Source organism: Pseudomonas oryzihabitans (assembly GCF_001518815.1).
Taxonomy (GTDB): domain Bacteria; phylum Pseudomonadota; class Gammaproteobacteria; order Pseudomonadales; family Pseudomonadaceae; genus Chryseomonas; species Chryseomonas oryzihabitans_E.
In genome coordinates this window covers 3229275-3249550 of record NZ_CP013987.1, presented here as the reverse complement: position 1 = coordinate 3249550, position 20276 = coordinate 3229275, and the positions used below count along the sequence as shown (strand labels likewise).

23 protein-coding genes are annotated in these 20276 nt (G+C 63.1%); 22 read left to right on the top strand and 1 reads right to left on the bottom strand.

The features are described 5' to 3' along the window. The first annotated feature begins 139 nt into the window (after positions 1 to 139). The 21 genes from rfbB (at position 140) to flhB (ending at position 17398) form a co-directional block, all read left to right on the top strand. A complete protein-coding gene (rfbB, locus tag APT59_RS14800; RefSeq protein WP_059315561.1) occupies positions 140 to 1204 on the top strand; it encodes a dTDP-glucose 4,6-dehydratase in 1065 nt (354 codons plus the stop codon). 72 nt (positions 1205 to 1276) lie between these two features. Next, positions 1277 to 2158: a glucose-1-phosphate thymidylyltransferase RfbA gene (rfbA, locus tag APT59_RS14795; protein ID WP_059315560.1), complete on the top strand. Its 882-nt coding sequence runs from the start codon at positions 1277 to 1279 to the stop codon at positions 2156 to 2158. Next, positions 2158 to 2694 carry a dTDP-4-dehydrorhamnose 3,5-epimerase gene (rfbC, locus tag APT59_RS14790; RefSeq protein ID WP_059315559.1) on the top strand — a complete coding sequence of 179 codons (537 nt, stop codon included), beginning with the start codon at positions 2158 to 2160 and terminating at the stop codon, positions 2692 to 2694. Before rfbA ends, rfbC begins: the two co-directional genes overlap by 1 nt. Then, positions 2691 to 3605, top strand: a complete 915-nt coding sequence (gene rfbD / locus APT59_RS14785) for a dTDP-4-dehydrorhamnose reductase (protein ID WP_059315558.1) — start codon at positions 2691 to 2693, stop codon at positions 3603 to 3605. The genes rfbC and rfbD overlap by 4 nt, the downstream gene beginning before the upstream one ends. A gap of 59 nt (positions 3606 to 3664) precedes the next feature. Further along, positions 3665 to 3967 (top strand): ComEA family DNA-binding protein, encoded by a 303-nt coding sequence (locus tag APT59_RS14780; RefSeq protein ID WP_059315557.1) that lies wholly within the window; start codon positions 3665 to 3667, stop codon positions 3965 to 3967. Positions 3968 to 4110: 143 nt separating this feature from the next. Then, complete coding sequence (gene fliE / locus APT59_RS14775; protein ID WP_059315556.1) at positions 4111 to 4452, top strand: flagellar hook-basal body complex protein FliE; 342 nt, start codon at positions 4111 to 4113, stop codon at positions 4450 to 4452. 14 nt (positions 4453 to 4466) lie between these two features. Further along, positions 4467 to 6275 carry a flagellar basal-body MS-ring/collar protein FliF gene (gene fliF / locus APT59_RS14770; protein ID WP_059315555.1) on the top strand — a complete coding sequence of 603 codons (1809 nt, stop codon included), beginning with the start codon at positions 4467 to 4469 and terminating at the stop codon, positions 6273 to 6275. Continuing rightward, the gene (gene fliG / locus APT59_RS14765) at positions 6262 to 7272 is read left to right on the top strand and encodes a flagellar motor switch protein FliG (protein ID WP_059315554.1); all 1011 of its coding nucleotides are present in this window, start codon (positions 6262 to 6264) and stop codon (positions 7270 to 7272) included. Before fliF ends, fliG begins: the two co-directional genes overlap by 14 nt. 67 nt (positions 7273 to 7339) lie before the next feature. Then, entirely contained in the window at positions 7340 to 8119 is a 780-nt protein-coding gene (fliH, locus tag APT59_RS14760) for a flagellar assembly protein FliH (protein WP_059315553.1), read from the top strand. Then, on the top strand, positions 8109 to 9455 hold the full coding sequence (gene fliI / locus APT59_RS14755; protein WP_059315552.1) for a flagellar protein export ATPase FliI: 1347 nt from the start codon (positions 8109 to 8111) through the stop codon (positions 9453 to 9455). The genes fliH and fliI overlap by 11 nt, the downstream gene beginning before the upstream one ends. 6 nt (positions 9456 to 9461) lie before the next feature. After that, the gene (fliJ, locus tag APT59_RS14750) at positions 9462 to 9905 is read left to right on the top strand and encodes a flagellar export protein FliJ (RefSeq protein ID WP_059315551.1); all 444 of its coding nucleotides are present in this window, start codon (positions 9462 to 9464) and stop codon (positions 9903 to 9905) included. Between the two features lie 66 nt (positions 9906 to 9971). Further along, entirely contained in the window at positions 9972 to 10328 is a 357-nt protein-coding gene (locus tag APT59_RS14745; RefSeq protein ID WP_059315550.1) for an Hpt domain-containing protein, read from the top strand. 77 nt (positions 10329 to 10405) lie between these two features. Next, positions 10406 to 11818, top strand: coding sequence for a flagellar hook-length control protein FliK (locus APT59_RS14740; protein ID WP_059315549.1), 1413 nt, complete (start codon positions 10406 to 10408; stop codon positions 11816 to 11818). A gap of 119 nt (positions 11819 to 11937) precedes the next feature. After that, positions 11938 to 12459, top strand: coding sequence for a flagellar basal body-associated protein FliL (fliL, locus tag APT59_RS14735; protein WP_059315548.1), 522 nt, complete (start codon positions 11938 to 11940; stop codon positions 12457 to 12459). 8 nt (positions 12460 to 12467) lie between these two features. Continuing rightward, entirely contained in the window at positions 12468 to 13439 is a 972-nt protein-coding gene (fliM, locus tag APT59_RS14730) for a flagellar motor switch protein FliM (protein WP_007160377.1), read from the top strand. A gap of 54 nt (positions 13440 to 13493) precedes the next feature. Beyond that, positions 13494 to 13949, top strand: a complete 456-nt coding sequence (gene fliN, locus APT59_RS14725) for a flagellar motor switch protein FliN (RefSeq protein WP_059315547.1) — start codon at positions 13494 to 13496, stop codon at positions 13947 to 13949. A 3-nt stretch (positions 13950 to 13952) separates the two neighbouring features. Further along, positions 13953 to 14366 carry a flagellar biosynthetic protein FliO gene (gene fliO / locus APT59_RS14720; RefSeq protein WP_059315546.1) on the top strand — a complete coding sequence of 138 codons (414 nt, stop codon included), beginning with the start codon at positions 13953 to 13955 and terminating at the stop codon, positions 14364 to 14366. Then, complete coding sequence (fliP, locus tag APT59_RS14715; protein WP_156428963.1) at positions 14363 to 15160, top strand: flagellar type III secretion system pore protein FliP; 798 nt, start codon at positions 14363 to 14365, stop codon at positions 15158 to 15160. The genes fliO and fliP overlap by 4 nt, the downstream gene beginning before the upstream one ends. 27 nt (positions 15161 to 15187) lie before the next feature. Beyond that, on the top strand, positions 15188 to 15457 hold the full coding sequence (fliQ, locus tag APT59_RS14710) for a flagellar biosynthesis protein FliQ (RefSeq protein WP_027597972.1): 270 nt from the start codon (positions 15188 to 15190) through the stop codon (positions 15455 to 15457). Positions 15458 to 15460: 3 nt separating this feature from the next. Beyond that, positions 15461 to 16237 carry a flagellar biosynthetic protein FliR gene (gene fliR / locus APT59_RS14705; protein ID WP_059315545.1) on the top strand — a complete coding sequence of 259 codons (777 nt, stop codon included), beginning with the start codon at positions 15461 to 15463 and terminating at the stop codon, positions 16235 to 16237. A gap of 12 nt (positions 16238 to 16249) precedes the next feature. Further along, entirely contained in the window at positions 16250 to 17398 is a 1149-nt protein-coding gene (gene flhB, locus APT59_RS14700) for a flagellar biosynthesis protein FlhB (protein WP_059315544.1), read from the top strand. Here flhB and sodC read toward each other — a convergent pair. Beyond that, a complete protein-coding gene (gene sodC, locus APT59_RS14695) occupies positions 17391 to 17918 on the bottom strand; it encodes a superoxide dismutase family protein (RefSeq protein ID WP_059315543.1) in 528 nt (175 codons plus the stop codon). The two genes, flhB and sodC, sit on opposite strands and share 8 nt — an antisense overlap. Before the next feature lie 251 nt (positions 17919 to 18169). On the opposite strand from sodC, the gene flhA reads away from it, so the two are divergent. Next, complete coding sequence (gene flhA / locus APT59_RS14690; RefSeq protein ID WP_237140617.1) at positions 18170 to 20269, top strand: flagellar biosynthesis protein FlhA; 2100 nt, start codon at positions 18170 to 18172, stop codon at positions 20267 to 20269. Positions 20270 to 20276: the final 7 nt, after the last annotated feature.

The following is a 20276-nucleotide window of genomic DNA, read 5'->3' as shown; positions in this document are numbered from 1 at the left end:
TACTGTTACTGTTTAACTCAGGTCTTTGGGCGGATAGCTGTGGCTAACGCCTGAGCCAGGGATGGCTGCGCCGTCCTCCGATGTCTCGCCCGCGGCGCTGGGCGCGATGATGTACAAATCGATATAGGCAGGATTCAGGATGAAGGTACTGGTAACAGGTGGCGCGGGTTTCATTGGTTCCGCCGTAGTACGTTTTCTTATCAACGAGACCCAATGCAAGGTTGCCAACGTCGACAAACTGACGTACGCCGGTAACGTGGATTCCCTGGCCGAAGTCGCCGACTCCGACCGCTATGAGTTCCATCAGGTGGACATCTGCGACTTCGCCGCTCTGCAGCAGGTCTTCGTGTCCTTCCAGCCCGACGTAGTCATGCATCTGGCAGCCGAGTCCCACGTGGACCGCTCCATCGAGGGCCCTGCCGCCTTCATCCAGACCAATGTGGTCGGCACCGGCGTCATACTGGAAGTGACTCGTGCCTACTGGAACGAGCTGGAACCGGAAGCCAAGGCAGCCTTCCGTTTCCACCATATCTCCACCGACGAGGTGTACGGCGACCTGCATGGCACCGACGACCTCTTTACCGAAACCACGCCCTATTCGCCGAGCTCGCCCTATTCGGCCAGCAAGGCCGGCAGCGACCATCTGGTGCGCGCCTGGGGTCGGACCTACGGTCTGCCGGTGCTGGTGACCAATTGCTCGAACAACTACGGCCCCTATCACTTCCCCGAGAAGCTGATTCCCCACGTCATTCTCAATGCCATCCATGGCAAGCCGCTGCCGGTCTATGGCGACGGCTCTCAGGTGCGTGACTGGCTGTTCGTCGAAGACCATGCCCGGGCTCTCTATACCGTGGTGACCCAGGGCGAGATCGGCGAGACCTACAACATTGGCGGTCACAACGAGAAGCGCAACCTGCAGGTCGTCGAGACCATCTGCGACCTGCTCGAAGAGCTGGCGCCGGAGAAGCCCGAAGGCGTGGAGCGTTATCGCGACCTGATCACCTTCGTCAAGGATCGTCCCGGTCACGACATGAGATACGCGATCGACGCCAGCAAGATCGGCCGCGAGTTGGGCTGGACGCCGGAGGAGACCTTCGAGACCGGCATGCGCAAGACCGTAACCTGGTACCTGAACAATCGTGAGTGGTGGCAGCGGGTACTGTCCGGCGCCTATCGTCTCGAGCGTCTCGGCGAAGCCGTTTAACGATCCTATCGCGGACACGCCCCTGGGCGTGTCCGACCGACAGCAACAGCCAATTTTCAGAGGACGATTGCCATGAGCAAATACAAGGGAATTCTGCTGGCCGGCGGATCCGGTACCCGTTTGCACCCCATTACCCTGGGCGTGTCCAAGCAGTCGCTGCCGATCTACGACAAGCCCATGATCTACTATCCGCTGTCCGTGCTGATGCTGGCCGGTATCCAGGAAGTGCTGATCATCTCGACGCCAGACGACCTGCCTGGCTTCCAGCGCATGCTCGGCGACGGCAGCCATTTCGGCATGCAGCTGAGCTATGCCGAGCAGCCCAGCCCGGACGGCTTGGCCCAAGCTTTCATCATCGGTCGCGAATTCGTCGGCGATGACAACGTTTGCCTGGTCCTGGGCGACAACATCTTCTATGGTCAGCATTTCAGTGACACGCTGCTCAAGGCAGCGAGCCTGGAAAAGGGTGCCACTGTTTTTGGCTACTATGTAGGAGATCCCGAGCGTTTTGGCGTCGTCGAATTCGATGCTCAGGGCAAGGCCCTGAGTATCGAAGAGAAGCCCAAGAAGCCGAAATCCAACTACGCCGTCACCGGTCTGTATTTCTACGACAACGACGTGCTGGACATCGCCGCCAATATCAAGCCGTCGCCTCGCGGCGAGCTGGAAATCACCGACGTCAACAACGAGTACCTGCGCCGTGGTTCGCTGAACGTGTCCCTGCTGGGCCGTGGTTTCGCCTGGCTGGATACCGGTACCCACGACGCTTTGCTGGAAGCTGGCCATTTCGTGCAGACCATCGAAAAACGTCAGGGTCTGAAGGTCGCCTGCCTTGAAGAGATCGCCTTCCAGAAAGGCTGGATCACCTGCGAGCAGATGGCCCTGCAGGCCGAAGCCCTGAGCAAGACCGGCTACGGTCAGTACCTGGCGCGGCTGTGCAAGGAGCAGGACTGATGCAAGTCTTCGACACCGCGATTCCCGATGTGAAGCTGATCGAGCCCAAGGTCTTCGGTGATGACCGCGGGTTCTTCCTGGAGTCCTTCCAGGCCGATCGCTATGCCCAGCAGGCAGGAATCACCCTGCCATTCGTGCAGGACAACCACTCGCGTTCAGCTAGAAACGTCCTGCGTGGTCTGCATTTCCAGCGCAGCAAGCCGCAGGGCAAGCTGGTGCGGGTCGTGCGTGGCGAGGTACTGGACGTGGCCGTCGACATTCGTCGCGGTTCGCCCACCTTTGGCAATGTCGTGGCCGAAATCCTCTCCGAGGACAACAAGCGCCAGCTGTGGATACCGCCGGGCCTCGCCCACGGCTTCGTGGTGCTGTCGGAAACCGCTGATTTTGAATACAAGTGCACAGATTATTACGATCCCTCTGATGAAGGGTCTTTGATCTGGAATGATCCGGATCTGAATATCGACTGGCGGGTCAAGGATCCCATCCTGTCCGCCAAAGATGCACAAGGACTTCGATTGGCGGAGCTGTATAGATGAAGATACTGGTTACCGGAGCGAACGGTCAGGTCGGACGTTGTCTGACCGACCGGCTTCAGCGTTCAGAACTGGCATGGGAGGCCCATGGACGTGTCACTCTGGATATTGCTGACGAAGGCTCGGTAACCAGCCATCTCCAGCGGTTCGCGCCGGACGTGGTGATCAATGCGGCCGCCTATACGGCGGTCGACAAGGCCGAGCAGGAGCCGGAGATTGCCGCGCGCGGCAATATCGAAGGCCCTGCGGTACTGGCTCAGGCCTGTGGGGCGGCCGGTATCGCGCTGCTGCACCTGTCCACCGACTATGTATTCGACGGTACGGCCACCGAGCCCTATCAGGTCGAGGATCCCGTCAGCCCCTCCGGCGTGTACGGCATGACCAAGCTGGAAGGGGAGAATCGCGTGCTCTCCGCCTGCCCCCGATCGGTGGTGCTGAGAACGGCCTGGGTGTTTAGCGAACACTGCAACAACTTCCTCAAGACCATGCTGCGCCTGGCGGCTGATCGCGATGAGTTGCGGGTGGTGAGGGATCAGGTCGGCTGCCCGACCTATGCGGGTCATATCGCCGATGCGCTGCTGCAGATCGCAGCCAAGGTCCAGGCCCAGCCGGATCAGGCGGCCTATGGGCTCTACCATTTCGGTGGTGACAGCGGCCTGAGCTGGTGCGATTTCGCGCGCTATATCGTCGATGCCGGAGAGGAATTCGGCATGCTGCAGCGAACCCCTCTCATTACCGGGATCGCGACCTCCGAATTTCCGACGCTGGCCAAGCGGCCCGCCTATTCCATGCTGGATTCCAGCGTGCTGGAGCAGCAGTTCGGCATAGCGCCCAGCGATTGGCGTCAAGGCGTCCGCCAGACCCTCCTGGCGCTCAAGACCGAGCACGCCCAGGCGGGGTCGCTGGTGAGTTGACCTTTTGACGGAGCGGTTTAAGCTTCCCGGATGACACAGTGGAACACGGAGGTTCCTCTATGAGATTCATCTGGATAGTGACGTTGTTGGTCCTGCTCAGCCCCTGGGCCAGCGCCTGCGAAACCGACCGCGGCAGCGCCGCCAAAGTCATTTCTAGCCTTGAGCAGGCGTCGCTGAACATCAATGTCGCCGACGTCACCGCGCTGCAACGGCTGCGGGGAATCGGGGCCGTCAAGGCCCAGGCCATCGTCGAGCATCGCCAGACTCATGGCGCCTTTGCCTCGGTGGACGAGCTGCTCGAGGTCAAGGGTATCGGAAAGGCCCTGCTGCAACGCAATCGCACCTTGCTCACCGTCGACTGATTGTCGACAAACTTTAATCATCTCTCTGTGCCTATCTCCAAGCTATTGTTTTAGCTTGATTTTCAGGATCTGGCACAGGCATTGCTCTATCTCTGACACGAGTGGGTACGGCGTCAATTTCCCGTGCCAGAGGAGCAGAGCAAATGGTTCAAGGTGTCGAGTTCAATCGGTTGATGCTGGAAATGCGTTCCATGCAGACCGAGGCCATGGCCCGGCCGAAAGCCGTAGCAGCCCCTGCTGCTGGCGCCGAGCAGGTCCAAGGTCCGAGCTTCGCCGACATGCTCAGCAAGGCCGTGGGCTCCGTCAATGAAACCCAGCAGACTGCTGGCGAGATGGCCAAGGCCTTCGAGCTGGGGCAGGGTGGCGTCGACCTCACTCAAGTCATGATCGCTTCGCAGAAGGCCAGCATCTCCGTACAGGCCTTGACCCAGGTACGCAACAAGTTTGTCCAGGCGTACCAAGACATCATGCAAATGTCGATTTGAGGACGGGCTAGAAAATGGCTGACGCTCTTACCAACGCACCCGTCCCCACGACCAAGCCGGAGGCTGAAGACAAGCCGAAGAAGTCGCTGCTGGGCCTCAGCTTTCTCGACAACCTGTCAGATATGCCACTGCTGCGTCAGCTGGGTCTGCTGATCGGCCTGGCGGCCAGTGTCGCCCTGGGTTTCGCAGTGGTGCTCTGGACCCAGCAGCCCGACTATCGGCCGCTGTACACCAGCATGAATGGTTTGGACGCGAATCAGGTCCTGCAGGCCCTTGGCGCAGCCGATATCGGCTACAAGGTCGATCCCAATTCCGGCGCTCTGCTGGTCAAGTCCGACGATCTCGGTCGTGCGCGCATGAAAATGGCCGCCGCCGGCATTACCCCCACCGACGGCAACGTAGGCTTCGAACTGCTGGACAAGGAGCAGCCGTTGGGCACCAGCCAGTTCATGGAGGCGGCGAACTATCGTCGTAGCCTGGAGGGCGAACTGGCCCGCACCATCTCCAGCCTCAACAACATCAAGGGTGCCCGGGTGCACCTGGCGATTCCGAAGAGTTCGGTGTTCGTCCGTGACGAGCGCAAGCCGAGCGCCTCGGTGTTGGTCGAGATGTATGCTGGCCGTACCCTGGATGCCGGTCAGGTCATGGCGATCATCAATCTGGTCGCCACCAGCGTGCCTGAGCTGGACAAGTCCCAGGTCACCATCGTCGATCAGAAAGGCCAGCTGCTATCCGATCAGCAGAACCTGTCCGAGCTGTCGATCGCTGGCAAGCAGCTGGACTATACCCGCAAGATGGAAGGCTCCCTGACCCAGCGCGTGCAGAACATCATGCAGCCGGTGCTCGGCAACGGCCGCTTCAAAGCCGAGGTGGCCGCCGACGTGGACTTCAACGCCGTGGAGTCGACGTCGGAGCAGTTCAACCCGGATCAACCTGCCCTACGTAGCGAGCAGCAGAACAGCGAGCAACGTCAGACTTCCGGCGGCGGCGCCCAGGGTGTGCCCGGTGCACTGTCCAACCAGCCGCCCGGTCCGTCCTCGACCCCCGAAAAGGCCGGTGCCCAGGGTGGCGGCGCGAACTACATCGCTCCGGGCCAGCCGCTGCGCGACGCCAACGACCAGTACATCTATGACAGCAAGACCAGCCTGCCGGCGACCCTGCCGTACCCGACCGACAAGCGTGAGCAGAATACCCGCAACTACGAGCTGGACCGCAGCATCAGCTACACCCGTCAGCAACAGGGCCGCCTGCGTCGACTTTCCGTCGCGGTGGTACTGGATGACCAGGTCAAGGTCGATGCGGCCGGCAAGGTCACTCACCAGCCCTGGACCACCGAAGACCTGGCTCGCTTTACCCGCCTGGTGCAGGATGCCGTGGGCTTCGACGCCAGCCGTGGCGACAGCGTGAGCGTGATCAACGCGCCCTTCGCGCCGGTGCAGCAGGAAGAGATCGAAAGCATTCCCTTCTACCAGCAGCCCTGGTTCTGGGGTGTGGTCAAGCAGGCGCTCGGTGTGCTGTTCATCCTGGTGCTAGTCTTTGGGGTGCTGCGTCCGGTGCTGAAGAATCTGTCCGGCGGCAACACCAAGGACGCCGCCGCTCTGGCCGCCGCCGGTGGCGCCGGTGCCCTGGGGGTCGGTGGTCTGGATGGCTTGGGGGATGATCTGGCCGACGACAAGGTGAGTCTGGCAGGTCCGGCGCCGCTGCTGCTGCCTAGCCCCAGCGAGGGCTATGATGCTCAGCTGACGGCCATCAAGCAGTTGGTCAACGATGATCCGGGCCGTGTCGCCCAGGTAGTGAAGGATTGGATCAATGGCGACGAATGACGCGCAACTTTCCAAAGTCGAGAAGGCCGCCATCTTCCTCCTGTCGCTGGGTGAGGCCGATGCTGCGCAGATCCTGCGTCACATGGGACCCAAGGAAGTACAGAAGGTCGGCACCGCCATGGCCCAGATGCGCAACGTCAACCGCGAGCAGGTCGAGCGGGTGCTGGGCGACTTCATCGAGGTGGTGGGTGACCAAACCAGCCTGGGCGTAGGCGCCGATGGCTACATCCGCAAGATGCTGACCCAGGCGCTGGGTGAGGACAAGGCCAGTGGCCTGATCGACCGTATCCTGCTGGGCGGCAACACCAGCGGTCTGGACAGCCTGAAGTGGATGGAGCCGCGGGCGGTGGCGGATGTCATCCGCTACGAGCACCCGCAGATCCAGGCGATCGTGGTGGCCTATCTGGATCCCGATCAGGCCGCCGAGGTGCTTGGGCACTTCGACCACAAGGTGCGCCTGGACATCGTCCTGCGTGTCTCCTCGCTCAACACCGTACAACCGGCGGCGCTCAAGGAACTGAACCTGATCCTGGAGAAGCAGTTCTCCGGCAGCGCGAGTACCACCCGTACCGCCCTGGGTGGTGTGAAGCGCGCCGCTGACATCATGAACTACCTGGACAGCTCGGTCGAAGGCCCGCTGATGGAGGCGATCCGCGACGCGGATCAGGATCTGTCGGGGCAGATCGAAGACCTGATGTTCGTCTTCGACAACCTGGCCGATGTCGACGACCGCGGTATCCAGGCCTTGCTGCGCGAGGTGTCGTCCGACGTCTTGGTGCTGGCGCTCAAGGGCGCCGACGAGGGCATCAAGGAGAAGTTCTTCCGCAACATGTCCAAGCGCGCGGCCGAACTGCTGCGCGACGACCTGGAAGCCAAGGGGCCGGTGCGGCTGTCCGAGGTGGAGGGGGCGCAGAAAGAGGTGCTCAGCGTCGCCCGGCGCATGGCCGATGCCGGGGAGATCGTCCTGGGTGGCAAGGGTGGCGAGGAAATGGTCTGACAGGTTGCAGGGGTTGGCCTGGGCTTTGCTAATGTCCTGTCAGTAGCGGTTTTCTGACGGACAGGTAATGAGCAAAGAATCGGCGAGCGAACTGATCAGGGCGCGGGACTTGGAAGTGTTCGATGTCTGGCGGTTGCCGGCCTTCGACAGCTTCGACGAGCCCGAGGAGATCCCTGCGCCCGCAGCACCCGAGCCGGAGCCTCAGCCTGAGACCCTGATCGAGGAGGTGCCGGTCGAAGAGGTCCAGCCGATTACCCTCGAAGAACTCGAGGCGATTCGTCAGGAGGCCTACAACGAGGGCTTCGTGACCGGCGAGCGCGATGGCTATCACGCCGGTCAGCTCAAGGCCCGCCAGGAGGCCGAAGCAGCCTTGACCGCGCGGCTGGCCAGCCTGGAAACCCTGATGACCCATCTGCTCGATCCGATCGGCGATCAGGACCAGGCGTTGGAAGCCGGTATGGTACAGCTGATCCGCCACATCACCCGCGAGGTCATCCAGCGCGAACTGCAGATGGATTCCAGTCAGTTGGGGCAAGTGGTGCGCACGGCGCTGAAGCTGTTGCCCATGGGTGCCGAGAACATCCGCATCCAGGTCAGCCCCCAGGATTTCGAACTGATGAAGGCCCTGCGTGACCGACATGAAGAGAGTTGGCGTATCCTCGAAGACGAGACGCTGATGCCTGGCGGGTGCCGGATCGAGACCGAGAGCAGTGTGATCGATGCCAGCATCGAGACTCGCCTGACCCAGGCACTGACGCAACTGGCCGAACAGCAACGCCACCAGGCGACCCAGCCCCAGGAAGCCGACCTGCACATCGACATCGAGGATGCCTCCCATGCGTCTTGAGCGCCTGAGTTTCGAACGCCGTCTTGGCGGTTACGATGAAGCCATCCGGGTCGAGCAGCAGCCGGTGATCGAAGGTCGCCTGCTGCGCATGGTCGGATTGACGCTGGAGGCTGAAGGCCTGCGCGCGGCCGTTGGCAGCCGCTGCCGCCTGATCAATGGTGGGGGCTACCAGCCCGTGGAAGTCGAAGCCGAGGTGATGGGCTTCAATGGCAACAAGACCTTTCTCATGCCGGTGGGCAGCCTGGCCGGCATCGCTCCCGGCGCCCGGGTAGTGCCCGTGCCGGATACCGGCCGCCTGCCCATGGGCATGTCCATGCTCGGTCGCGTGCTGGATGGTCTGGGCAATGCCCTGGACGGCAAGGGCCGCATGCGCGCCGAAGACTGGGTGCCCATGGACGGCCCCACCATCAACCCGCTCAAGCGCGAACCCATCAGCGAACCCCTGGACGTGGGTATCCGCAGCATCAACGGTTTGTTGACGGTAGGACGTGGCCAGCGTCTGGGCCTGTTCGCCGGTACCGGGGTGGGCAAGAGCGTGCTGCTCGGCATGATGACCCGGCTGACCAAGGCCGAGATCATCGTGGTCGGGCTGATCGGCGAGCGGGGCCGCGAGGTGAAGGAATTCATCGAGCATATCCTTGGCGAGGAGGGCATCAAGCGAGCGGTGGTCGTGGCCTCGCCAGCGGACGATGCGCCCCTGCTGCGCCTGCGAGCGGCCATGTATTGCACCCGCATCGCCGAATACTTTCGCGACAAGGGCAAGAACGTCCTGCTGCTGATGGATTCCCTGACCCGTTATGCCCAGGCGCAACGGGAAATCGCCCTGGCCATCGGCGAGCCGCCCGCCACCAAGGGTTATCCGCCCTCGGTGTTCGCCAAGCTGCCGCGGCTGGTGGAGCGCGCCGGCAATGCAGAAAAGGGTGGGGGTTCGATCACGGCGTTTTATACTGTGCTATCGGAGGGCGACGATCAGCAGGATCCCATCGCCGACTCGGCGCGGGGGGTGCTGGATGGTCACTTCGTGCTGTCGCGGCGCCTGGCCGAGGAAGGCCACTATCCGGCGATCGACATCGAGGCGTCCATCAGCCGGGTGATGCCCCAGGTGGTCAGTCCGGAGCATCTGCGCAACGCCCAGCGCGTCAAGCAGCTCTGGTCGCTCTACCAGCAGGCCAAGGACCTGCTCAGCGTTGGCGCCTATGTGCCTGGCGGGAATGCCGAAACCGATCTGGCGATCGCCCGTTACGCCCCCATGCAGCAGTTCCTGCGCCAAGGGTTGCGCGAAAGCGAGTCGCTGGAGCAAAGCGCCGCCAATCTCCAGGCTGTCTTGGGAGGCTGATAGATCATGAAAGGCAGAGCCGAACGTCTGGGCCCCGTGGTGGAGATGAGTGAGCGCGACGAGCGCGACGCCGCCCAGCGCCTGGGGCAGTGCCAGCAGCAACTGGCCCAGGCCGAGTTCAAGTTGGGCGAATTGCAGCGCTATCGCGAGGACTACCAGCAGCGGCTGGTGGCCAACGGCAGTCAGGGTGTCACCGGGCAATGGCTGATCGGCTATCAGCGTTTTCTCAGTCAGCTGGAAGAGGCGATCGGCCAGCAGGAGCGTAATGCTCAGTGGCACCGCGACGTGGTCGCCAAGGCGCGCGCGCAGTGGCAGGAGCGCTATGCCCGGCTCGAAGGCCTGCGCAAGCTGGTCGAGCGCTACAAGCAGGAGCAGCGCCTGGTCGAGGACAAGCGCGAGCAGAAGCAGATGGACGAATATGCGCAGCGGGCGCGTTCGACCTATCTATAGGTCCCGCAGACCTGCGGGGTGTTTGTTGCCTCGTCAGTACCAGTGCCCTTGTCAGTGAGAGTATCGATGTTTTCCACCCATCTTGATTCGGAAACGCTCGCCGCCCTGCGCGACTGCATGGAGGAGGAGTACGTCGACCTCATCGATACCTTTCTCGTGGACTGTGAAGAACGCATCGCGGAACTCAAGCGTAGCCTGATTGGTGGCGATGCCGAGCAGGTTCGCCAGCTGGCGCACAGCTTCAAGGGTAGCGCCGGCAACATGGGTGCCGCGCCTTTGGCGCAACTGTGCCGGGACGTGGAGGAGGGCGCCCGGCGCCGGGCCTCCACCGCCGAGCTGGCCATGGGCGTCTCCGCGATGGAGCGTGAGTTCGCCATCGTGCGCATCTTGTTCAAGGTCGAGCGGCAACGCTACACGACCTGAGTCTCGTCAAAGTGCTGGCGTTTGTGGCTGGCGCGCAACTTGCAAGTTTCTGGAAAACCCGTCGCTTGGAGCCTTCCATGGCCGTCGTGCCCGATTTTCTTCTCAACGCCGCAAGCTCTCCGGCCACGCCTGGCAGGACTGCGGTCAAAACCCCCTCTCCCCAGGATCGCTCTCCGACTCAGGAACGATTTGCCGACGTCTTTGCCCAGGAACAACCGCGGGAAGCGGTACGCAGCGAAAAGCCGCGGGACTCCAGCGATAGCAAGGCGTCCAGTCAGGCGCGCAGGAACGAACCCGCGCGCGCCCGGGATGGCGATGACCGGGTGAAACGCGCTGGCGATGACGACCGCACGGCGGACGCCAAGCCTCAGGCCGACACCACTGCCAAGAGCGGTGAGCAGTCGGCAGCCGCGACCGACGACAGCGGCAAAACCTTGCCGGTGGCCCAGGGCGAAGAGACCAAGGCGCCGGTCGACGCGGTACTGGATCCGCTGTTCATGTTCGGCATGACCGGTCAGCTCCCGCAACCGGTAGCCATGCCGGCGCCAACACCCCAGGTCCCGACCGGAACGGCGGCAGAGGCCGCTACCGCCGCTACCACTGCCACCACTCAGGCCTTGGATCCGGCGGCCTTGCTGGGCGGCGCCGTGGCCACCGCCATGCCGGCGACCGCTACGGGTGCAGGCACGGGTGCAGCGGCGACCCCGGCCAAAGCTGGCGAGCAGGTCTCGGACGATGGTCTGGCGCAAATGCTGGGCCAGGTGCCTCAGGCTCAGACAGATGCCAGCAAGGCAGCCACCACTGCCAACAACCTGGCGGCGACGCAGTTGCAGGGCATGATGCCGGATGCCAGCGCGGCGGTTCCGGCGGCCGATCAGGCGGCCAGTGCCGCCCTGGCCTTGACGCTGGATCAGGGGGGCGATCAGGACGCGGCGATGCCGACCAAGACCGACGCCTTCGCCGACAAGCTCACTGCCCTGTCGCAAGCCATGAGCACGCCGGCGCAAACCGCCCGTCCGGTTACCGCTACGGTGCCTGGCCAGCCGCTCAGCCCACAGGCCGGCAACTTCAGTGAGGCCGTGGTGGACAAGGTCATGTGGATGTCCAGCCAGAACCTCAAGACCGCCGACATCCAGATGGAACCGGCGCAATTGGGCAAACTGGAAGTACGGATCGACATGACCCAGGACCAGACCCAGGTCACCTTCGCCAGTCCCCACGCCGATGTGCGCGAGGCGCTGGAAAACGGCAGCCAGCGCTTGCGTGAGCTCTTCGCCCAGCAGGGCATGAACCTGGCCAATGTAAACGTCTCCGACCAGTCGTCGGGCCAGGCCTGGCAGCAGTCGCAGCAGGGCGCTCAGAACGAGGGATCACGCCGAGGTCGCGGTGGTGCCGCGAGCGGCGGCGAGGATGAAGCGGTGGCGAACGTCGCCGAAACCCGCGGCTCGGCGACGCTCGCGGCGCGCAGTCTGGTCGACTACTACGCGTGACAGGCCACCGGCTCCCAGGTGACAGCCTGGGCCGCACCTGCTATATCCCCTTCGTATCAATAGGTTAGCTGCGTCACTCGACAAGGGTGACGCGCAGCACAGGATTCGGTCGAGCACTTATGGCGAAGAAGCAGGCGCCCGCGGCAGAGGGTGCAGCCGCGGAAGGCAAGGGCAAAGGCAAGCTCAAGCTCATCATCATCATCGTCGTGGCCCTGCTGCTGGTCATCGGCGCCTCCGTGGGAGCGACCTGGTTCCTGCTGGGCAAGAAGAACGCCGAGCCCGAGCACGCTGCGCCCGCTACTCCGGCGGCACCGGTGCATCTGGCTGCGGTCTATCAGCCGTTGGTGCCGGCGTTCGTGGTCAACTACAACGCCGATGGTCGGCAGCGTTACATGCAGGTCACGGTGACCCTGATGGGGCGCGACCAGGCGCAGATGGACGCGCTCAAGGCGCAGCTGCCGCAGGTGCGGAATCTGCTGGTCATGCAGTTTTCCGGGCAGGACTTCAATAGCCTGCTCACGCCGGTGGGCAAGGAAATGTTGCGTCAGCAGGCTACCAGCAAGGTTCAGGAGCTGGCGAAGAAACTGACCGGCCAGACCACCATCGAACAGGTACTGTTCACCAATCTCGTCCTGCAATAGGTAACACCATGGCCGTGCAAGATCTGCTCTCCCAGGATGAAATCGATGCCCTGCTGCACGGGGTCGACGATGGCATCGTCGAGACCGAGACCGATGCCGAGCCGGGCACCATCAAGGGCTACGACCTTACCAGTCAGGATCGTATCGTCCGCGGGCGGATGCCGACCCTTGAGATGATCAACGAGCGTTTCGCCCGCTATACCCGGGTCAGCATGTTCAACCTGTTACGGCGCTCGGCGGATGTATCCGTGGGCGGGGTGCAGGTCACCAAGTTCGGCGAATACATCCACTCGCTGTACGTGCCTACCAGCCTCAACATGGTCAAGATGAAGCCATTGCGCGGTACCGCGCTGTTCATCCTCGACGCCCGGCTGGTGTTCAAGCTGGTAGACAACTTCTTTGGCGGTGACGGCCGTCACGCCAAGATCGAAGGTCGCGAATTCACCCCCACCGAATTGCGGGTGGTGCGCATGGTGCTCGACCAGTGCTTCATCGACCTCAAGGAAGCCTGGGGCGCCATGCTCGACTGCCAGTTCGAGTACATGAATTCCGAGGTCAACCCGGCGCTGGCCAACATCGTCAGCCCCAGCGAAGTGGTGGTGGTGAGCACCTTCAACATCGAACTGGATGGCGGTGGCGGTGAGCTGCACGTGACCATGCCTTATTCGATGATCGAGCCGATTCGCGAGATGCTCGACGCCGGTTTCCAGTCGGACGTGGACGACCAGGACGAACGCTGGGTCAAGGCCCTGCGCGAGGATCTGCTCGATGTCCGGGTTCCCCTGGAAGCGACGGTTGTCCGGCGGCAACTCAAACTCCGCGATATCCTCAACATGCAGCCTGGCGACGTGATTCCGGTGGAGATGCCGGAAGAGATGCTCATGAGAGCCAACGGCATGCCCACCTTCAAGGTCAAGATGGGCGCGCGCAAGGGTAATTTGGCCCTACAGATTCTCGAACCGGTCAGCCGCGGCCGCTGAGCGGCAATGTTTTCCCGTCCGGGCCGCGGCCCGGCGTAGCACGAGACCTAGACGATGGAAGAGAACCCCGAAGAACAAGCCCTGGCGGACGAATGGGCCGCGGCCCTGGCCGAAGCCGGCGATGCCAGTCAGGACGATATCGATGCCCTGATGGCCCAGGGTACCCAGGTAGAACCGCCCAAGCCGCCCAAGGCACCGGTCGAAGAATTCGGACAAAGCAGTGGAGGTTTGGCGGTGAGCGGTATGGAAGGTCCCAACCTGGATGTGATCCTGGACATCCCCGTGACCATCTCCATGGAGGTCGGCCACACCGACATCTCCATCCGCAACCTGCTGCAACTCAACCAGGGCTCGGTCATCGAGCTCGACCGTCTGGCTGGCGAGCCACTGGACGTGCTGGTGAATGGTACGCTGATCGCCCATGGTGAAGTGGTGGTGGTGAACGAGAAGTTCGGGATCCGCCTGACCGACGTCATCAGTCCCACGGAACGTATCAAGAAGCTGCGGTGATCCATGAAGAGTCTGCTCCTGCCGCTGGGTCTGCTTCCCCTGACCGTGCGTGCCGCCGAAGCCACCAGTCCCGGGCTGGACGTGGGGGCTCAGCTCGGCCAGTTGCTGCTGGGCCTGCTGCTGGTGATCGGCCTGATCCTCGGCCTGGCCTGGCTGGTGCGTCGCGTGCAGCAACAGGGCCCGCGCGGCCAGCAGGCGATCAAGGTGATCTCGACCCAGCACCTCGGACCGCGCGAGCGGCTGGTGCTGGTACAGGTCGGTCAGGAGCAGCTGCTGATCGGCGTCGCCGGAGGGCGCATCACGCCGTTGCACAGCCTGCGCGAACCGGTTCGCCTGGGCGAGACGGAGGCGCCGCCGCCAGAATTCGCCCAGCGCCTGCTGGAACTCATCAGCCGCGATCCCAAGGCGAAACCATGACCCCTTTGCGTCTACCGGCCGGCCTGGGGCGTACCCTGGGCTGGCTGCTGGGACTGGCCGTGCTGCTGTTCGCGCCCCTGGCGCTGGCACAGCAGGCCGGGCAGGCCAACCCGTTGTCGATACCCGCCATCACCTTGAGTACCAACGGTCAGGGGCAGCAGGAATATTCGGTCAGCCTGCAGATCCTGCTGATCATGACGGCGCTGAGCTTCATCCCGGCGTTCGTCATGCTGATGACCAGCTTTACCCGCATCGTCATCGTCTTCGCCATCCTGCGCCAGGCGCTGGGGCTGCAGACCACGCCCTCCAACCAGGTGCTGGTGGGCATGGCGCTGTTTCTCTCGCTGTTCATCATGGCGCCGGTGTTCGACCGCATCAACACTACCGCCGTACAGCCTTACCTGAAGGAGCAGCTCAGCGCCCAGGATGCCATCGATCGGGCACAGGTGCCGATGAAGGACTTCATGCTGGGTCAGACCCGGCAATCGGACCTGGACCTGTTCATGCGCCTGTCCAAGCGCACCGACATCGCCAGCCCTGATCAGGCACCGCTGTCGATCCTGGTGCCGGCCTTCGTCACCTCCGAACTCAAGACCGCCTTCCAGATAGGCTTCATGATCTTCATTCCCTTTCTGGTCATCGACCTGGTGATCGCCAGCGTACTGATGGCCATGGGCATGATGATGCTGTCACCCATGATCATCTCGCTGCCGTTCAAGCTGATGCTGTTCGTGCTGGTGGATGGCTGGGCGCTGATCATGGGCACCCTGGCGAGCAGTTTCGGTACCGTCTAGCGGTGCCCCTTTGCGTGGAGAAGCGAAATGACCCCTGAAGTCGCCGTCGACCTGTTCCGCCAGGGCCTCTGGCTTACCGCGCTGCTGGTGGCCGTGCTCGTGGTACCCAGCCTCATCGTTGGCCTGATCGTGGCGGTGTTCCAGGCGGCGACCCAGATCAACGAACAGACCCTGAGCTTCCTGCCGCGCCTGATCGTCACCCTGTTGACGCTGATCGTGTTGGGGCCCTGGATGGTCAGGCAGTTGATGGAGTTCATCCAGACCTCGGTCGCCAATATTCCGCGGCTGATCGGCTAGCCCATGCTCGCGCTCAGCGACGCCCAGATCGGCGGCTGGGTCGGCAGCTTTTTGTTTCCGCTGTTTCGCATCGCCGCGCTGCTCATGACCATGCCGATCATCGGCACCACCCTGGTCCCGGTGCGGGTGCGGATGTACCTGGCCCTGGCGTTGAGCCTGGTGCTGGTACCCACCTTGCCCCCGATGCCACAGGTGGATGCCATCAGCGTCCAGGCCTTGCCGCTGATCGTCGAGCAGATCCTCATCGGCGCCGTGATGGGCTTCAGCCTGCAGCTGTTCTTCCATGTCTTCGTGGTGGCCGGGCAGATCATCTCGACCCAGGCGGGTCTGAGCTTCGCGTCCATGATCGATCCGGTCAACGGCGCCTCGGCCCCGGTCATGGGGCAGTTCTTCACCATGCTGGTGACGCTGCTGTTCCTGGCCATGAACGGTCATCTGGTGGTGTTCGAGATCCTTGCCGAGAGCTTCGTCACCCTGCCGGTAGGGGATACCCTGAGCGTCGAGCATTTCTGGCAGATCGCCGGCCGGCTGGGCTGGGTACTGGGTGCCGGCATCCTGTTGGTCCTGCCAGCCATCACCGCGCTGCTGGTGGTCAACATCGCCTTCGGCATCATGACCCGCGCGGCGCCGCAGCTGAACATCTTTTCCGTCGGCATGCCGCTGATCGTGGTGCTGGGCATGGTGATCGTCTGGCTTGGCACCGCCGATATCCTGTCCCACTACGAAAGTCTCGCCAGCGAGGCGCTGCAATGGCTGCGCGAACTCGCCCGCGAACGCTAGGAGGTATGCCGCATGGCTGAATCCGATGGCGAAGACCGCACAGAAGACCCCACCGAGAAACGCAAGCGTGATTCTCGGGAGGAGGGGCAGCTCCCGCGATCACGCGAACTCGGTACGGTGGCAGTCATGCTGTCGGGTGTTGGCGGCCTGCTGATGTACGGCGCCTTCCTCGGTGGCAAGCTGCTGGAGGTGATGCGCAGCAACTTCTCGTTGCGACGCGAAGAGGTCATGGACGAACGCTTCATGGGCACCTTCCTGCTGGCCTCGGGCAAGGCGGCGATGCTGGGGATGGTGCCAATGATTGTCTTGGTGGTGATCGCCGCCATCGTCGGCCATATCGCCCTGGGCGGCTTCCTGTTTTCCGGCAAGGTGCTGGCGCCCAAGCCGAGTCGGATGAATCCGCTGTCCGGCATCACACGCATGTTCTCCAAGAACTCCCTGGTGGAGCTGCTCAAGGCGCTGGGCAAGTTCTTCATCATCCTCGGCGTGTCGGTGCTGGTGCTGATGAGCGAGCGCACGGCGTTGCTGCAGATCGCCAAGCTGCCGCTGGAGCAGGCGCTGCTGCACAGTATGCAGGTGGTGGGGCATGCCACGCTGCTGCTGGCGCTGGGATTGTTGATCATCGCAGCCGTGGACGTGCCCTTCCAGATCTTCAGCAATCGCAAGAAACTGATGATGACCAAGCAGGAGATCAAGGACGAATACAAGGACAGCGAGGGCAAGCCGGAGGTCAAGGGCAAGATTCGCCAGATGCAGCGGCAGATGGCGCAGCAGCGGATGATGGCCGAGGTGCCCAATGCCGATGTGGTCATCACCAACCCGACCCACTTCGCCGTGGCCCTCAAGTACGATGCGGCCAAGGGCGGGGCGCCGGTGCTGGTGGCCAAGGGCAGCGATTTCACTGCGCTGAAGATTCGCGAGATCGCCCAGGAACACCAGGTCTCGCTGCTGGAATCACCCGGCCTGGCGCGGGCGGTGTATTACTCAACCGATGTGGATCAGGAGATTCCGGCCGGGCTCTATGTGGCCGTGGCTCAGGTCCTGGCCTATGTCTATCAGCTCAGGCAATTCCGCGCCGGACGTGGCCGCAAGCCCAAGCTGTCAGACCTGCCCATCCCGCCGGATCTGCGGCGGGACGAGGAGGGGAAGGCGCCTACTTGATGACGCCGCAGGCGACGCGGGCGCCGCCACCGCCCAGGGGCTTGGGCTGATCGGAGTAGTTGTCGCCTCCGGCATGTACCATCAGGGCATGGCCCTTGATCTCTTCGAGACGCTTGATGCGTGGCGCCAGCACCGGCTGGGTGGCCTGGCCGTCGGCGGTCACATAGAGCGCCGGCAGTTCGCCCAGGTGACCATCGTCCGACCAGGGCGCGCTGTGCTTGCCGGTGTTGCGCGGATCAAGATGACCACCCGCGGCGCCGCCAGCGGTCAAGGTGCCATTCACCTCGGCCGGGCCGCAGTTGGGCTTGGTATGGACGTGGAAACCATGGATCCCCGGCTCCAGGCCCTTGAGGTCGGGGGTGAAGACCAGGCCATATTTCGAGCGGGTCACCTGCACGCTGCCGACGCTTTCACCCACACCGTCGGTCGTGACCTTGTTCACGGGAATCGTCAGGGATTCAGCCGCCTGGGCAGTGCCGGCCAGGCAGGTGGCCAACAGCGTCGCGGTCCAGATTTTCATCATGATGCTCCTCGGATAGGCGCGCTAGCGCAGGTCCCTAGACAGACTCGCGTCTTTCACCTGGGGTTCAGCCCGCCGCTCCACCGATCCGTAACCAGTCCTGTATCGCCTCCGGAAAACCTTGCGGATTCAAGCTGTTGGGCAGTTGGCCCGGAGCTTGCTCAGGCCTCTGCGAACAGTGCGCTGCGTCAACTTTCCGTGACGACGGCACCGGCAAGCGAGGAATGGGTGTGAAAGTCGATAAATCCCTGATGATGGGCAACATGCGCGGTCTGGCTCGCGGCAACCTGGGCGTGCCGCTGGCCGTCCTGGCGATGCTCGCCATGATGACCCTGCCGATGCCGCCGTTCCTGCTGGACGTGCTGTTCACCTTCAACATCGCCTTGTCGATCGTGGTCCTGCTGGTCAGCGTCTACGCCTTGCGGCCGCTGGACTTCGCCGTCTTCCCGACCATCCTGCTGGTGTCGACCCTGTTGCGCCTGGCGCTGAACGTGGCCTCGAGCCGCGTGGTATTGCTGCACGGCCAGGATGGCCACGACGCCGCGGGCAAGGTCATCCAGGCCTTCGGTGAGGTGGTGGTCGGCGGCAACTACGTGGTCGGTGCGGTGGTGTTCGCCATCCTCATGATCATCAACTTCGTGGTGGTGACCAAGGGTGCCGGCCGCATCTCCGAGGTGTCGGCGCGCTTCACCCTGGATGCCATGCCCGGCAAGCAGATGGCCATCGACGCCGACCTCAACGCCGGCATCATCGACCAGAACGAAGCCAAGAAGCGCCGGACCGAAGTGGGCCAGGAAGCCGATTTCTACGGCTCCATGGACGGTGCCAGCAAGTTCGTGCGCGGTGACGCCGTCGCCGGCCTGCTGATCCTCTTCATCAACCTCATCGGCGGCATGGCCATCGGCATGGCCCAGCACAGTCTGTCGTTCGGCGACGCTGCCCGCATCTACGCCCTGCTGACCATCGGTGACGGCCTGGTGGCCCAGGTCCCGTCGCTGCTGCTGTCGGTCGCCGCCGCCATCATGGTGACCCGCGTCTCTTCCGCCGAGGACATGGGTCAGCAAGTCAATCGTCAGATGTTTGCCTCGCCCAAAGCGCTGGCGGTATCGGCCTTCATCATCATCGCCATGGGCCTGGTGCCGGGCATGCCGCACCTGCCGTTCCTTGGTCTGGGCGGTGGTGCCGCCGCCGGTGCCTGGCTGATCTACAAGCGCCAGCGCCAGGCCAAGCAGACCGCCGAAGTCGAAGCCAAGAAGCAGCAGGACCTGGCCCCCGTGCAGCGCCCGGCCGAGGCCAAGGAGCTGGGTTGGGACGACGTGACCCCGGTGGACATGGTGGGTCTGGAAGTCGGCTACCGGCTGATCCCCATGGTCGATCGCAACCAGGGTGGCCAACTGCTGGCGCGGATCAAGGGCGTGCGCAAGAAGCTGTCCCAGGACCTCGGCTTTCTTATGCCCTCGGTCCATATTCGCGACAACCTGGACCTGCTGCCCAATGCCTATCGTCTGACGTTGATGGGCGTGAGCGTGGCCGAGGCCGAGATCTATCCCGACCGCGAACTGGCGATCAACCCCGGTCAGGTCTATGGCTCCCTCAATGGCGTCGCCGCCAAGGATCCGGCATTCGGTCTGGAAGCCGTCTGGATCGACGTCACCCAGCGTGACCAGGCCCAATCCCTGGGTTACACCGTGGTGGACGCCAGTACCGTGGTCGCCACCCACCTCAACCAGATCCTCTTCAAGCATGCCCACGAGCTGATTGGTCACGAAGAAGTCCAGCAATTGCTGCAGGTGCTGGCCAAGAGTTCGCCCAAGCTGGCCGAAGAACTGGTGCCCGGCATCGTCTCCCTGTCGACCCTGCTCAAGATCCTCCAGCAGCTGCTGCAGGAGCAGGTACCGGTCCGCGACATCCGCACCATCGCCGAAGCCATCGCCAACGTCGGTCCGCGGAGTCAAGATCCCGCCGCCATCGCCGGTGCCGTACGAGTCGCGTTGTCCCGCGCAATCGTCCAGAACATCGTAGGAATGGAGCCTGAGCTGCCTGTTATCACCCTTGAGCCAAGGTTGGAACAGATGTTGCTAAGTAGTATGCAGAAGGCCGGTCAGGGCGCCGAGGACGGTATGTTCCTTGAGCCTGGCATGGCTGAAAAACTGCAGCGTTCCCTTATCGAGGCAGCGCAGCGTCAGGAAATGATGGGTAAGCCAGTGGTGCTGCTGGTAGCTGGTGCGATCCGCGGGATGATGTCCCGCTTCGCCCGGATGGCAGCGCCGAACATGAGTGTACTGGCCTACCAGGAAATTCCGGACAACAAGCAGGTCACCATCGTCGCTACCGTTGGCCAGAATGGCTGAGGTCTAG